Source organism: Rhodococcus sp. 06-235-1A (assembly GCF_002258785.1).
Lineage (GTDB): Bacteria > Actinomycetota > Actinomycetes > Mycobacteriales > Mycobacteriaceae > Rhodococcoides.
On the sequence record NZ_NOYI01000020.1, the window covers coordinates 83280 to 98399 of the forward strand.

Annotated in this window: 12 protein-coding genes; 5 read left to right on the forward strand and 7 right to left on the reverse strand. The window is 64.7% G+C overall.

Going from position 1 to position 15120, the window contains the following annotated elements; all coding sequences use genetic code 11:
• Positions 1 to 17 precede the first annotated feature (17 nt).
• Both CH275_RS18630 and CH275_RS18635 read left to right on the forward strand, forming a co-directional pair.
• Positions 18 to 482 (forward strand): ATP-binding protein, encoded by a 465-nt coding sequence (locus CH275_RS18630; RefSeq protein ID WP_094679776.1) that lies wholly within the window; start codon positions 18 to 20, stop codon positions 480 to 482.
• Between the two features lie 21 nt (positions 483 to 503).
• Entirely contained in the window at positions 504 to 2285 is a 1782-nt protein-coding gene (locus CH275_RS18635) for an ABC transporter ATP-binding protein (RefSeq protein ID WP_094679777.1), read from the forward strand.
• A 15-nt stretch (positions 2286 to 2300) separates the two neighbouring features.
• On the opposite strand, the gene CH275_RS18640 is transcribed toward CH275_RS18635, so the two are convergent.
• Complete coding sequence (locus CH275_RS18640) at positions 2301 to 2675, reverse strand: hypothetical protein (RefSeq protein WP_094679778.1); 375 nt, start codon at positions 2673 to 2675, stop codon at positions 2301 to 2303.
• A gap of 90 nt (positions 2676 to 2765) precedes the next feature.
• The gene (locus CH275_RS18645) at positions 2766 to 3275 is read right to left on the reverse strand and encodes an arsenate reductase/protein-tyrosine-phosphatase family protein (RefSeq protein ID WP_094679779.1); all 510 of its coding nucleotides are present in this window, start codon (positions 3273 to 3275) and stop codon (positions 2766 to 2768) included.
• Between the two features lie 199 nt (positions 3276 to 3474).
• Between CH275_RS18645 and CH275_RS18650 the strand changes: the two genes are divergently transcribed.
• Positions 3475 to 4833, forward strand: a complete 1359-nt coding sequence (locus CH275_RS18650; protein ID WP_094679780.1) for an Hsp70 family protein — start codon at positions 3475 to 3477, stop codon at positions 4831 to 4833.
• Between the two features lie 21 nt (positions 4834 to 4854).
• Here CH275_RS18650 and CH275_RS18655 read toward each other — a convergent pair whose 3' ends face one another.
• Positions 4855 to 5793 carry an endonuclease/exonuclease/phosphatase family protein gene (locus CH275_RS18655; RefSeq protein WP_094679781.1) on the reverse strand — a complete coding sequence of 313 codons (939 nt, stop codon included), beginning with the start codon at positions 5791 to 5793 and terminating at the stop codon, positions 4855 to 4857.
• 357 nt (positions 5794 to 6150) lie between these two features.
• On the opposite strand from CH275_RS18655, the gene CH275_RS18660 reads away from it, so the two are divergent.
• Together CH275_RS18660 and CH275_RS18665 are read left to right on the forward strand one after the other, a co-directional pair.
• Complete coding sequence (locus tag CH275_RS18660; protein WP_094679782.1) at positions 6151 to 7155, forward strand: DUF1839 family protein; 1005 nt, start codon at positions 6151 to 6153, stop codon at positions 7153 to 7155.
• Positions 7152 to 9587 carry a glycoside hydrolase family 2 protein gene (locus tag CH275_RS18665; protein WP_094679783.1) on the forward strand — a complete coding sequence of 812 codons (2436 nt, stop codon included), beginning with the start codon at positions 7152 to 7154 and terminating at the stop codon, positions 9585 to 9587. The genes CH275_RS18660 and CH275_RS18665 overlap by 4 nt, the downstream gene beginning before the upstream one ends.
• 28 nt (positions 9588 to 9615) lie before the next feature.
• On the opposite strand, the gene CH275_RS18670 is transcribed toward CH275_RS18665, so the two are convergent.
• The 4 genes from CH275_RS18670 to CH275_RS18685 all read right to left on the reverse strand — a co-directional run bounded on the left by CH275_RS18670 (position 9616) and on the right by CH275_RS18685 (position 15095).
• Positions 9616 to 10578, reverse strand: coding sequence for a glycosyltransferase family 2 protein (locus CH275_RS18670; RefSeq protein WP_094679784.1), 963 nt, complete (start codon positions 10576 to 10578; stop codon positions 9616 to 9618).
• Positions 10575 to 11432 carry a glycosyltransferase family 2 protein gene (locus CH275_RS18675; RefSeq protein WP_094679785.1) on the reverse strand — a complete coding sequence of 286 codons (858 nt, stop codon included), beginning with the start codon at positions 11430 to 11432 and terminating at the stop codon, positions 10575 to 10577. The genes CH275_RS18670 and CH275_RS18675 overlap by 4 nt, the downstream gene beginning before the upstream one ends.
• Before the next feature lie 212 nt (positions 11433 to 11644).
• Positions 11645 to 13828 carry a hypothetical protein gene (locus tag CH275_RS18680; protein ID WP_094679786.1) on the reverse strand — a complete coding sequence of 728 codons (2184 nt, stop codon included), beginning with the start codon at positions 13826 to 13828 and terminating at the stop codon, positions 11645 to 11647.
• A complete protein-coding gene (locus tag CH275_RS18685; RefSeq protein WP_256991114.1) occupies positions 13812 to 15095 on the reverse strand; it encodes a glycosyltransferase family 2 protein in 1284 nt (427 codons plus the stop codon). Before CH275_RS18685 ends, CH275_RS18680 begins: the two co-directional genes overlap by 17 nt.
• Between the last annotated feature and the right edge of the window lie 25 nt (positions 15096 to 15120).

Here is a 15120-nt window from a genome sequence, read left to right on the forward strand (position 1 = left end):
TTGGGTAGACGGGATTCATGATGGCGACACTTTCCGGAGGTGACGACTCACGTACCGACAGTTCGATCTCGACGGCAGGCGCGCGAATGGAAGAACTGCTGTTCACGGGCGAGCCTGCCGATGCGGATCGAGCGTCGGAGCTTCGTCGTGAGCTCGGTGAGTGGTTGGACGGCATAGGCATCGACTCGGACCGCGCGTACGACGTGGTGTTGGCGACATACGAGGCGATCGCGAACAGTGTCGAGCACGCGTACCGAGACCGCACGGATCGTGGGACTCTCGACATTCGGGTCGTGTGCGCTCCGCAGGGTCGGATCGAGGTCGAAGTGATCGATCGCGGGGATTGGGCGTCGCACAACTCCGACCCCAATCGGGGACGTGGCGTTCCGCTGATGCGGGCGCTGGCCGACAGCGCCGCCGTGACCTCCGATCAGGACGGCACCACGGTGCACATGATCTGGGATGCGGTCCGCAGTTCCTGATCGGTCCGGCACACTGGTTACATGGTCGACCTGCAGATCGCTACCGCCGAGAAGAAGAAGATAACTCTCCCCAACCTCCGTGTGCTGTGGCACTTCGTTCGCCCGCATCGGCGCACCCTTCTGCTCGGTATGGCTCTCGGACTTGTCGGCACCGGTGCTGCTCTGGCCACCCCGATGGTCGCCAAGGGGGTTCTCGACGGCCTCGGTACAGACGCCTCGCTGATCGCACCGATCGCGCTGCTGGTGGGTCTGCTCGTCGTGGGTTCTGTGGTGCTGTATCTGCAGTGGATCGTCCTGGGGGTCCTGGCCGAACGAATCGTTCTGGACGCCCGCAAATCCATCGTGCGCAAGTATTTCGGTTCCACGGTCGGCAGCCTCGGGACGCGACCGACGGGCGAGCTCGTCACCAGAGTCACCTCCGACACCGTGCTTCTGCGAGAAGCCGCGTCGAATGCACTGGTGGCCATAGTGAACAGCGTGGTGGGCCTGGTGGGCGCGTTGATTCTGATGGCAGTGCTCGACCTGGTGCTGCTCGGTGCGATCGCGTCGGCCATCATCGCGATCGCCGTGCTGTTCGCGCGCCTCATGCCGCCGATTGCCGTGGCGCAGCGCCAGTCCCAGGAAGCAGTGGGTCGACTGGGCGGGATTCTCGACGGTACGTTGCGCGCCATCCGTACCGTCAAGTCGAGTAGGGCCGAGACGCGCGAATCGGAGCGGGTGATCTCCGAGGCGCGTACCTCTGCTCAGCACAGTGTGCGCGCGGTGAAGATCTCGGCATTGGCGTGGACCTTCGCCGGCGGCGGGGTGCAGTTGGCGATCATCGGGATACTCGGGCTCGGCGGCTATCGAGTGAGCACCGGAGCGCTGGCGGTGTCGAGTCTGATCGCGTTCCTGCTCTACGCCTTTCAGGTGATGGGACCGGTCCAGACTCTGGCGACCAACATCACCGCACTGCAGGCAGGCATGGCTGCAGCGGCCCGGATCCGCCAGATCGACGACCTGGTCACCGAAGTGGGCGACGAGGGCGCGATGCCCTCGGTGCGAACCGAAGAGGTCGCTCCCGCTCTCGAATTCCGAAGCGTCACAGCCCGATACGCACCCGGTCGAGAGCCCGCCGTGCGTGGTATCGATCTCGAGGTACCGGCACGCGGGCACACGGCGATCGTGGGTCCGTCCGGTGCAGGCAAGACGAGCGTGTTCTCGTTGATCCTGCGTTTCCTGACGCCCGAGAGCGGAGAGATCCGTCTCGGTGGCACTCCGTACGACAGCCTGACCATCGACGAGGTGAGAGCCCGGTTGTCCTACGTGGAGCAGGAGACACCGGTGATCCCCGGCTCGATCCGGGAGAACCTGCTGTTCAGTCACCCGGAGGCCAGCGAGTCCGACATCTGGGCGGCACTCGAATCGGTGCATCTGGACTCGGCCATCCGCGCGCTTGACGACGGATTGGACACGGACCTGATCGGTTCCACTGTCTCCGGCGGACAGCGTCAACGAATTGCGTTGGCGCGAGCCATCGTTCGGCGACCCGAAATACTCCTGCTCGACGAGGCGACGGCCCAGGTCGACGGGCGTACCGAGGCCGCCATTCACGAGGTGATCAGAGACATCGCGTCCGAGTCTGCTGTCGTCACCATCGCGCACCGGTTGTCCACTGTGCTCGATGCCGACACGATCCTCGTGATGGAGGACGGAGTGGTCCGCGCGCGGGGTACCCACGAAGAGCTCATGAACACCGACTCCTTGTACCGAGAACTCGTGGCCGCCTTGCGAATCGGCGACACCACCGCAATGCCTGCATAGAGCTCCGGCCAGTTCCTACCGTCCGGAGTCGGACTCCGTGGTGGTCGTGCTGTCCTCGTTCGAATCGTCCTCCGACGTGGTGGTCGTTCGGTCCGGTCGGGTGGTGCGGCGGGAGTTTCGCGTCGTGGTCTCGGACCGGTCCGGAGTGGTCGTCGTGGGCCGAGCGGTAGTGGGCACCGCAACCTGCCAGGTGGGGGACGGCGGCACGATCACGATCGTCGAGCTCGGCGACGTCGCGACCGAGCTCAGGTCGTCCGACTTCAGCGCGGGCGGACGAACCGTCTGACTCGTGTCGTCGAACGCGCCACCCAGAGCGCCGATGGTGAGGCCGACGGCGATGGCCACTCCAGCGCTCGCCACAGCTGCCAACGCGATGACCTTGTCGCGCATGCACAGACCCTTACGCCGTGGCCGAACCCGGATGGTCGGCAATGATGCGAGAACGTTACCTCAGCGAGCGAAGCGACGAGAGGTGGACGTTCACTGCGGCGACAACCGTAGAACTGTCGGTAGTGCCTCCGCTATCAGCTCCCCGGCGTGCTCGTATTCCGACTGCTCGCGCCGATACGGGTCACCGATGTCGAGCGTGTCGACATGATGTACCGCCCGTGCGTCGGCGAGGGAGGCAACGGAGTGTGCACCCGACGCAGCGGCCAGACCGGACGCCTCGAGCAGGGTGAACGTACGACGCATCTGCCGGGGCGAGATCGCGAGAACGGCATCGCGATGCGCTGCCGTCATCGTCAGGACCAGGTCGGCGTCGGCGGCGATGACCGGCGTGAGGCGTCGGGCAACAAAACCGTCGGGATCGCCGCCGAGCTGCGTCAGCACCAATGCGGCCGTCGGATCCATGCCATGACCGGTCAAACCCTGGGTTCCGGCGCTGCTCGCGGTCAACTCGAACCCGCCCTCGTGGGCGAATGCGGCAGCAAGCCGCTCGGCCGTAGGCGAGCGGCAGATGTTCCCCGTACAAACGAACAGAACGCGCATGCCGAAACTGTAGTGGCGTGATCGGGTGCCCGATCGGGTCGTGCTCGAGGAGACTGCTCGAGTGGCCGGCATGGCTCGGTACGGCGACACTGTGGTGCGGTCGCAGGACGCGCTACAGTGTGCCTTCGGGGGGATCGAGACTGGTTCGTGACATTCGGTCTCGGCGTGTGTTCGCGGGGAAGTCGACAAGAGGCGGGTAATGACCGAAGTTCTCGGTGTCTCGGTGGGAGCCAGTGCGGTGCGCATGGCTCGACCAGACGTGCGCCCTCAGAATTCCGGTCGCCTGGGCTTTCATCACGACACCGTCGACGCCTACTGGGATCGCGCCGAGGAGTTGGCCGCCGAGTCGATCGGAGTGGTGCTGTCGCAACCGGGTGACAGTGGTCCGGTGCAGGCAACGGGCGTCGCGTACCGGGATCAGCAGCAGTTCGGCGAAATACAACAGGCCATGGCGAGCCAGCGGCTCTACAACTACCGATTGGTGCCCGAGGCGCGAGCCGCGTTGCAGTATCTCGAGGCATCGGGCGAGCTCGGACACTTCGGCACCATCGGGCTCTACGACCTCGGCAGCTCCGGTTTGACGATCAGCGTCATCGACCGCGGTACCGGTCAGGTACTCCTCGCCGAGCGCACCATCGACATCAGCGGTGACGACTTCGATCGACTCATCTCCGACAACCAGCTCGCCAAGCAGGGCGTGGACATTGCCGACAATCAGGAGCTCAGCGAGTTCACCGCGCGCTGCCGCGTGGCCAAGGAACAGCTCTCGACCAGCGGCGCGGTGTGCCTTCCCGGCGAGGGTGGCGTCATCCTCATCTCCCGCGAATCGTTCGAGTCGTTGGTGACCGTTCCGATCGAGTATTCGGCCCGACTGGTGCGCGACGTCATCGGACGATCACCGAAACATGTCGACGCCCTCGTTCTCATCGGTGGTGGAGCACGCATTCCCCTGGTGGAGTCGATTCTCGGAGCGTGGATCGGCCTTCCGATCATCACTCCGGCAGATCCGGAATCGGTGGCTGCCCGCGGTGCGGCACTGCTGGCGACTCCAGTGGCCGACGCGCCGCGGCGGCCCAGTTCGCAACCAGGCGTCCGGACGTCGCCGTCCGAGCCCGCGTCGTTGACCGGAGCCCCGGATTGGTTGAGCCCCGAACCCACGGGAGACAAGCCGGCCGACTCGAAGCGCAAGGTCCGCGGCGCGGTACTCGTCGCGGGCGGTCTCGTTGCGGTCGCTGCCCTCGGGTTGTCTCTCGGCTACGGCGGCGGCTCTACCAATCCCACGAGCGCGCCGGCAGAAACGACTGCTCCGATCACGGCGGAGCCCACGACCCCGAGAACGACGGTGCCGCCCACCAGTGCGCCGCCGACCACCACCGTGCCGCCGACCACCGAGGCCGCGCAGGCTCCGGCACGCACGTACTCCGAGCCGGAGTACGACCCGCCTGCTGCCCCTGCGCCCGCTCCTGCCCCGGCCCCGCTGATTCCCGGTCTCCCACAGATCCAGTTGCCGCAGATCCAGTTGCCGCCGCCACCGGTCATCGAGTTGCCGCGCTTCTAGCGGCTTGCGCGTCGGCTCGGCTCAGGGCAGTTGCAACTCGGCGAGAACGGCCAGGTGATCGCTCTTCGGAATCGCCAACGGCCGGACCGACCGGGCGCGAACATCGTCGCTCGTCACCACGTGATCCAACCGCGCCAGCGGACGATCAGACGGGAACGTACGAAACAGGCCAGCGCCTGCCGCGTCGGCGGCGTCGGAGAACGGGGACGACGCCAGCGTGCGGAACTGCCGGTGATCGTTGGTGGCGTTGAAATCGCCCGCCACGACCACGGTGCCCCGGTAGGTCTCCATGATCGACCGCATTCTGGCCAGATCGGCATCCCATTCGACCGTGTGCCTGCGGGTGGCCGGCGACATCGCATGGAACGAGACGAGGGTCAGATCCTGCCCGTCGACGTTGGTTCGTGCTTGGACCGGTACGAACCCGAAATTGTCGAGACGGGTGCCCTCGGTCAGTGGGGTGCGACTCCACAGGCCCGTGCCGTCGGCTATCGGCAGCGCAGCGGTGAAAGAGAACGGAAGCAGCCCGTCGATGCCGGCCGCCCGAAGGTCGACGACCTCGTCGGGTGTCAGCTCCTGGACGGCGAGGATGTCGACATCGTTGTCGCGGACAGCATTCACGATGGCTGCTGCATCGGCGTCGCCGTGCGCGACGTTGACGGTCAGCACGGACAGCTCGGGTCCGGAGTTGTCGGGGCCGTCGGGCAGGAACATCGGCACCTGCACGCCGACGACCGTGAGTGTGATCAGGAGAGCAACGGCCGACCCGATGCGTGAGCGAGCAGCGGCGAACAGAATCAGGGCGGCGAGCGAGGCGGCGCCGATGTACGGAGCTGCGACAACCAGCGCCACCAAAGTGATGTTTGTCACACCTATCTGCCGTACGGCGAACATTCCGAGGGTGGCGGCGATCAGTACCCAGCCGACGACCAGCGCTGCGCTGATTGCAAAACGGCGCATCGCCGCGGTACCTCCTGTTGCGTGCCCGAGTTGAGCATGGATGTGACAAGTGTTGTCTACACTCGGCATGTGCCCAGCTCAGAGCCGATATGCAAGTGCCGTCACGAACAAGCTGCGCACCGACATTACCGGCGCGGAACCGACTGTTCGCTGTGTGACTGCCCCCGTTTTCGGGGCCCGATACCGCTGTTGTCGAAATGGTGGCCGAGAAGATAGTTCGTCCGTGTAAAACAATCTTACCGCTCGATCTGGTGCGAAGAACAAACCCGATCGTTAGGATTAGGGGTCTGGATACACGCAATACGGACAAATGCGGCTCGGGGACCGTCCGACATTCGATCCGGTAGGAGAGGCTTCATGTCGAACGATGCAGTGCTGGACAGGCTCGGAGCCGGCTTGCGAGTCCTCGAACTCGATCCCATCAGTTATCGACCGCACTCGATTCACAACCACGATCGCATCTGGACCGAAACCAACTGTTATGTCGATCTGTGGATCGAAGTGCTGCATTCCTTCGGCGCAGACCCCACTCCCGCGCTCGCGTTCGTGCTGAGTGCAGGGTGCGACGGACGGCAGTGGGACTTCGTGAAGATCATGCCCGAGGATCTGCGCACCCTGTACGGAATCGGCGTTGCCGAGATGAACGTATGGCGGCCGGTGCTCGAGCACGTCGTCGAAGGCCTGGACGACGGCATTCACGTCACAGTCGAAGTGGACGGTTTCTGGCTGCCCGATACTGCCGGAACCAGCTACCGAAATCAGCACACCAAGACCACCATCGTGCCGAACCTCGTCAACCGCGACGACAAGGTGATGGGGTACTTCCACAATCGAGGCTACTTCGAACTCACCGGGGCCGACTTCGACGGGATCTTCAACCTCGCTCCCGAACCGCACGCCGAGGTGCTGTTGCCCTACGTCGAGCAGATCCGTGTGGATTCCGCGGTACTCGAGGCGGGTTTCGGTGACCGAGACCTCGACGTCGCTCGCGCACATCTGGCTCGTCGAGCACCTGGAAATCCGGTCGATACTCTTGCCCGACGCATCGTCGCCGACATTCCACTCGTACAGACTGCCGGTCCCGACGCGTTTCACCTGTGGTCGTTCGGTCTGCTCCGTCAGTTCGGAGCCACCGCAGAACTTGCTGCCAATTACGTGGAATACCTCGAGCGTCGCGGTGTGGCGGGTGCCGCCGCCGCTGCGCCCCACTTCCTCGACGCTGCGTCCGGTGCCAAAGCCGTCCAATTCCGGATGGCGCGTGCCGCACGCGGCCGGCACGTGGTGCTCGACGAACCACTCGTCGAGATGAGCAAGAACTGGATGGCAGCCATGGATCTCGTGGCAGGTGCCTTGGCCGCGTGATCGATCTGCTCGACGGCGTTCGGTGGCGGTTGGCTCGAACCGACGCCGGTTCCGTTCTCGACCCCGGTGACCTACGAGAAGATCTCGACTGGATCGACGCGGCGGTACCGGGCACCGTGGCGACCGCGCTCGGAGACTCGCTCGCAGTGAATCCGGACGATCACGACTGGTGGTTCGTCGCCGACGTCGACACCGGTGATCACCGCCGGACACGAGTGAGATTCGGGGGCATAGCAACCCGCGCCCAGATCTGGATCGATGGCCTCCATCGCAGAACTGTGACGTCGATGTTCGTTCCCGAGACTCTCGATCTGACGGACTGTGGTGACTCCGTCACCATCGCCGTCCACATCGAATCGCTGACCGCACATCTGAAGTCTCGACGACCCCGCGGACGTTGGCGGTCGTCGATGATCGCTGCGCAGGGTCTGCGGCACGAGCGCACGACGATGCTGGGCCGTGCCCCGGTGTACGGTCCGCTGCCGGTACCCGTCGGACCGTGGCGTGAGGTCTCGATGACAGCGATCCCCGACGTTCGTCGCAGCGAACTGTCCACGGTGGTGTCCGGTACCGATGGAATCGTGGTTCTGCGCGCCGAGCTGGATTCGCCGCGAGAAGCTCGAATCCTGATCAACGACAGCATGTCTTCGATTCACACTGTCGAACTGGGTTCGGTCGAGCACATCGACCGGTCGGTGACGCTGCCCGACGTCGAACTCTGGTGGCCACACACGCACGGCACGCCGCGAACGTACCGGGTCTCGCTCGAGATCGACGGCATCGCTCACCCCCTGGGCGATGTCGGCTTCCGCACGGTGGAACTGGATCGCACGGCGGGCGGCGCGCAACTCGTGGTCAACGGCGAGAACATCTTCTGTCGCGGCGGCACCTGGACCCCTTTGGATCCGGTGCGGCTGTGGTCACCGGAGGCGGACCTGCGGGTCGCTCTCGAACAGCTCCGGTCGGCCGGCCTGAACATGGTGCGAGTGGTCGGCACCCTGGTGTACGAGCAACCCGAATTCTGGTCACTGTGCGCAGAACTGGGCATCATGGTGTGGCAGGACGTCATGTTCGGCACCGTCGACCCGCCCACCGACGAGGCGTTCACGGCATCGGTCGTACGCGAGCTGGGCGCGTTCGCCGACACCGTGACGGGCAACCCCGCTCTGATGGTCGTCAGTGGTGGAAGTGAGACGCAGCAGCAACCGACCATGTTGGGACTCGCTGCCGAAGATCAACGAATGGCGATGCTGGACAGTATCGTTCCCGAATTCTTGGCCGATCGCCTGTCGGCGGTCGCCTACGTGACGTCGAGCCCGTCCAGTGTGAAGGGTGAACTGCACACTCATGTGGGTGACGGTATCGCGCACTACTTCGGCGTCGGCGGATATCTCCGTCCGTTGTCCGATATCCGCACTGCCGGCGTGCGTTTCGCGGCAGAATGTCTGGCCTTCGCAGTGCCGCCGGAACGCGCATCGGTCGAGAAATTCTTCGGGTCCGCGGCTGTGGCCGGGCATCATCCGGATTGGAAAGCCGCCGTGCCGCGCGATCGCGGCTCGTCGTGGGACTTCGAAGACGTACGAGATCACTACGTGCGCACGATCTTCGGCGTCGACCCGCACCTGATCCGCCGGGACGATCCCGAGCTGTACCTCGACTACGGTAGGGCTGCGATCGTCGAAGCGTTCACCGAAGCGTTCGGCCACTGGCGTCGCGGATCCTCGGGGTGCTCCGGAGCGCTGGTGCTGACGCTACGAGACACCGTGCCCGGGGCGGGCTGGGGCATCGTCGACACCGCAGGCATGCCCAAGGCACCCTTCTACGCGTTGGCGCGGGCAAGTGCCCCGGTGGCACTGCTGTTGTCCGACAACGGACTCGACGGCTACTCGGTGGAGCTGGTCAACGACGGGCCTGCGCGTTCGGGCACCGTTAGAGCGGTACTGCACGCCTCGAGGGGCAGTCACGAGTTCGAGCGGACGGTGAGCGTCGACGCGAATGCGTCGATCGAACTGACCGTGGATTCCATCGTCGGCACGTTCACGGATGTCAATCATACCTATCGCTTCGGCCGGCGAACCTACTCGGCCGTCACCGTTCTCTTCCTCGACGACAGTGGCGTGGAGGTGACGCGAACTACTTCGCTCGTCGGCGTCCAGAGCCGTCAGAACACCGTGGGCCTGGAAGCCGAGGTCTCCGAATCGGATTCCGGGACTTGGGTATTGACGGTTCGCTCCGAGTGGGCAGCGCAGTACGTCTGCGTCGATATCGACGGGTTCGAGGTGTCGGACTCGTGGTTCCACCTGGCGCCCGACGAACCCCGCACAGTGACCCTACGCAGTCGTGGCGCGAGTGCGCCGCGTGGACATGTGCGCGCGCTGAACTCCGTGGAGCGGGCCACGGTGGCGCCGAAGGTCGTGAACAGAACTTCGTAGTGGACTACGAATTCTTGTGCACGTGCCGCTATCGGCTCGTGCTGAATTTTCCTCGGGCATAGCCGATTCCGGCGGCGCCGACGCTTGCCACCACGGCCATCGCACCCCATGCGCGGGCAGGATTACCGCGCGCTGCGGCGCTGGTCTCCCGACCGACCGCGCGAGGCAGGATCTTGGCGGTGTACGCGCGCTCCGAGGACAGTGCGTCCTCGGCCCCGATCAAACGGGCGATGGCTGCCTTCGACACACCCTCGGCGTAGCTGCGAGTGATGAGGTAGCGCGGACGAGTGCGGTCCGCGCTGACCGTGTGATCGACGACGATGGAGGGATCGAACACGATCTGGGCGTCGGGATGCGTCTGGCGGAGACGGATACACAGCTCCGTCTCTTCGCAACCGAGTGGGACTCGACCGATTCGGCCGATGCCCGAGACGAACCCCCCGAGTGCGACGACGGGCTCACGGCGAAAGGACATGTTCGCGCCCATGAGATTGCGGACCTGAGCGGTTTCCGTCGGCTGCCCGCGGTAGGTGCACCCGACGACCCAATCGAGTTCGCCGGGTTCACCCACTACCTCGGCCGGTAAGAAGGCCGGACGCTTGTCCGGCCATACCGGGTATGCAGAGCCCCCAACGGCGTACACGGCATCGTCCGAGTAATGGGACAGAATGGCTCCGAGCCATTCTGTGGTGCGTGGCGACGCGTCGTCGTCCAAGAAGACGACGATGTCACCGGTAGCGAGGTCCAACGAGGTGTTGCGCGCACCGGACAGGCCGCGGGCGTGGTTGTTCTCCACCACGTTCACGGTGTCGTGCAGCGGCGTGAACTCCTCGCGAGCGCGCTCGGCCAGCTGTGCGTTGTGATCGATGACGACGATCAATTCGTCGGCCGGCACGACCTGATCGAGGACGGCCCGCACGGCGGCCCGAAGTTCGGACCACCGAGCCAACGTGTACGCGCAGATGACAACCGAGGAAGTCGGCAGACTCACGCCGTTCTCTCGCGAAGTTCGAGAACCTCGTTGTACGACTCGAGCGCCTCGAACTCGAGGTCCATGTCGGTACGGGCGTCGATCGACTCACGCAGCGGACGGACGATGGACTTGCGCTTGATCTTGCGTGCACGCATGCGCTCGGTCATCAGTGTGCGCAGAACGCGGAAGCCGTCGGAGAAGGTGCGCAGGTTGCTCTGACCGTAGATGCGGGCCAGCTCGACGCTCGGCACTTCTTCGATGCGGACGGATGCCTCGGCGAAGCGGCAGTTGATGATGGTCTCGATCTCGAAGCCGTCGCCCCACAGCATCATGCCCTCGGCACCCGGCTGGTCGACGACGGGCAGGTCCAGCACCGGCACCAGGTCGCGCCAGAACGCGTTGTATCCGTAGCAGAGGTCGGAGAAGCGGGTTCCGAACAGTGTGTTGGCCACGAGGTGCAATCCGCCGTTGCCTGCGCGACGCAGCGGCGTGATGTCGTGGCTGCCGCCACCCTCGCAGAATCGACTGCCCTTGGCGAAGTCGGCACCGGCGATCAGGGCGTCGACGAACCGCGGGATCTCGGCAGCGTCGGCCGAACCGTCGGCGTCGAACATCACGATGATGTCGCCGGTGGCCGCCTCGAAGCCGCAGGCGAGAGCATTGCCCTTACCCTTGCGGGTCTGCTTGATGATGCGAATGTCTCCGCGGATCTCGCGGGCTGCATCGATGGTGCCGTCGACCGACCCGCCGTCGACGAGTACGAGCTCGTAGTCGTGAGAAAGCAGGGGGAGGACATGGCGAAGGTTCGCGGCCTCGTTGAGCGTCGGGATGACGACACTGACGCGGGGATTCTGACGATTCAACATATCCATTCCACATGGGTCGAGTGCGATGGGCAGATGTCTCCGAACTCCGTGAAACGACCCCCGCCGCATCCACAGATCAGCTTCCGAACGTCCGTTGTTGACGGTAAGAACCTGTTTCCATTGACTGATAGCAAGCTTAAAAGATGCTAGGAGTTTGTCAAGCTGCAAACAAACCAACTGGAAGATTGTTTGGAGACGTGGGTCATAGTTTGGATTTTTCAGGCCGGGTCGTGCTCGAAGACCACGATGTCAGCGTCTTCCCATTTGACGGTCCAGTCCGAATTCTCGCGTAGCCAGCCTTGAAATCTGTCGGCGGCGGAGTCGGCGGCGTACCCGTAGTACTCGACGGTTTCCATCGACTGTCGGGTGAGCACGATGTAGGTCGGCTCATCGCTCGAGCGCGCCTGAGCGTCGAGTTCGGCAACCTGATCCGACGTGGGGAACTCGAGCAGGTACCCGGGCCCGATGGAGTCGAGGGAGATGTGGAAGTAGCTGTTGGTTTCGTTCAGCCGGACGTAGTCGGCGGTCATGTGAGTGGGGAACCCCGCCGGAAAGATCGTGATGACCGTGGTTCCGTCCGGGGCCTCCGAGATGATGCGCTCGGTCTGCTGGATCTGCGCCGCAGTCTCCTGAACGATCGGCCACCTGCCGTAGTAGCCCTGCAGACTCAGCAAGCCGGTCGCGACGACGAAGAGAGCGGACACTGCCACGAGAGCCGATCGGAAGAGCGGTCTGCGAATCTGCGGTGCGTGTGGAATGCGATCGAGCGTGAACCGGCCGTCCAACGCGTCGACGACCAGAGGCGCGATGAGAATCGCGCACCCTGCCGTGGCGTACAGGTACACCCGGAAGATTGCCTCGCCGCCGTAGCTCTGGCCGCCGAGAAGCCCGATCGAGCCGAACGCCATCACCGCCGGGGCCCAGAACGTCGTCCGCCTCCGCCAGGCGTACAGAACAGCGAGCCCGCTGACCATGTACACGGCCAGGAAGGTGGCCTGGCTGGCGAGCGTGGTCACTCGATAGCCGAACACTCCGACCGTCTGCACGTTGCTCTCGGCGTTCGCGACCGGATCGAAACCTTGGAACAGTCCGTACGGGGCAACGATCGCGAGTCGAGGGAACAGGTACCCCAGAAGGATGACGGCGAGCGGAATCATCAGCCACCACGGCTTCGCGCGCTTGCTCACCAGCAGCACGCCTGCGACGGCGAACAACCAGTACGGCGTCAACTGATGCGTCGCCACACACCCGGCGAACGGGATCAGCGCCAGATACGCGGCACGTCGGTCCACCGTCGACGTCATCAACAGCCCGAGGAATCCGAAAGCGAGAACGAGTCCCCAGGCCTGAGGCGAGTAGTAGTCCTGGCCGACCCAGTTCACCAACTCTCCGACCATCGCGGCGGTGATCGCTGTGCGGCGGTTCAGCGTCAGTACTCGCGCGAGCCCGTAGATGGTCACTGCGATCAGAACGTGGATCATCGGCGCGAACACGTGCGCGATGTCCAGGGTGCCGAACCCGGTGATGTGGGTGAACCACGCCGACACGACGAAGAAGCTGGGCCACTCGCTGTAGATGCTGACGCCGTTGGGAGGCAGTGCGGAGAACTTCAGAATGTATTCGGTGACTCCGACGTGCTTGTACGTCCACTCGTAGATGGGTACGTCGGTCACCAGGGTCACGGTCAGGCGCTGAATCGCCATCGCCATGGCTACCGCCAGTGCGGCGCTGGTCACCTGCCAGCGCCGAATCGCGATCAGGAATGCCGCCAGACTGAGAGCCATACAGATCACCAGAACCGGACCTGTTCCCGATACCAGCAGGCCGAACTGCGAATACTGCGCAGTCCGCAATCCGGGAAGGGCGGGCAGCCACAAGACCAAGGCCAGTGCGAGCAGCAGTAGCGGCAGGTGTTTGCGTAGCGTGGCGCGATCGTTCAGGACGGCGAGTGTGGCTCGAACGGCGAAGTGAACGCGCTGCTTACCGGTACTCGTCCGGATTCGGTGCAGCCACGCATGCCGGCTCGGAAACCCGTTCTTGCGGTACCACTGAATGGACGAGCCGATCATCAGGATGCACAGCAGCAGTGTCATCCGCCGCGGGGACCACCGGTAGCTCCACATGGCTCCTGTGGTCATCACCGTCATGACAGCGATGCTCAACGTCGGTACGGCGGACAACCGTGCGACCCGGGGGAGGTCGACCCAGGTCAGAATGGCCACACCCGGACCGCAGAACAGCAGTACGGAGGCGAGGATCGCGCGGAGGAAGGTCGGCAGCTCGACCATCGACAGCACACCGGCAACCGCAGCGAGTACCGAGGCGTCGGCCATGGTGAGGCGGGGACGATCGGTACCGACCCGATCGGGTTCGGTCGACGGCGGCCTACGTCGGACGCGCATCGCGGTTCACTCCTGTCAGTGGCCGACGGGCGCGCCCGCCGCGCCGGCTCCGTCGTAGTGCCATCGGCCCCTTGAAGATCGACAGTAGCTCCATCCGGCCGATACCGGCCGGGAGGTCGTCGGCGAGGTCACTCGGCGGCGACGCCACCTTGCTCATCCTGAGCGACAGACGTGCTGCGCTTCCGGCCTTTCGGAAGGCCACCTTCGCAGCCAATGTGGCCGCGCGACGGTCGGTCGCGACCGTGGCCAGCCATGCGCCGAGCCCGAGACCGTAGCCCCTGGCCTGGATTGCGAGTGCGTCCGAGTCGGCCCGGTGGCGATGCCAGACGATTGCGCCCGGCTCGTACACCAACTGATCACCCGCCATGAGAATCCTGAAGAAGATGTCGAGATCCTCGCCCCCGTTGGTGGGCGAACCGACTCCGAGTGATTCGTCGAAGCCGCCGAGATCGAACATCCGGCTCCGCCGTACCGCGAAGTTCGCGCCGGTGCCGTACATGCCCACCTGAAACGGAAACAGCGGGACATCGGCGGGCGGTTCGGCGAGGTCGTAGATGCGCGGCGTGACCGAACTCGCCCAACCGACCCGTCGATCGAAGTAGGCCTGTGCCTGAGTTCTGATCTCGCCACTGGGGACGATGCCCGAGACGCAGGTGACCTTGTCTGCGCGTCCGAATCCGCGTACGAGCGCGGTGAGCCATGACGGGTCGACCGCAACGTCGTCGTCGGTGAACGCAACGAGGTCGTGGCGAGCTGCGCGGATTCCGGTGTTGCGAGCCCGGCTGAGGCCAGGCGCCGGCTCTCGGACGATCCGCACTCTCGGGTCGTCGATGCTCTCCACGTATGCGATGGTGTCGCCCGTCGTCGATGCGTTGTCGACGACCACCACCTCGACGTCGGGGTAGTCCACGGCCAGCACCGACGCCAGTGCCCCGCGAAGGTGCTCGACGCGATCACGCGTGCAGATCACGATGGTCACCGGAGGAGGGCTCGACAGAGGTGCCCTTGGTGCCGCGTTCGCGGCCGGTGGCAGCTGTGCTGCCGACGCTCGAAGCTCGGCAGCGTCCACCACTCCATTGTCGATGGCGAGCTCCACGAACCCAACGGGATCGAGACCGTTGCGCGCGAGCAGCCGTGCCCGCGTGTACCCGTCGGCATCCGCCAGCGGGATCGAAGCGGGTAGGTCGAGGGTGAGGTCGATGCTGCCGATCCACAACGCACCCTGCCATTCTGGATGGTCGAGCCGGGGAAGTGCAGGGTAGAGCACGGTAAATCCTTTCGCGTACAACAAG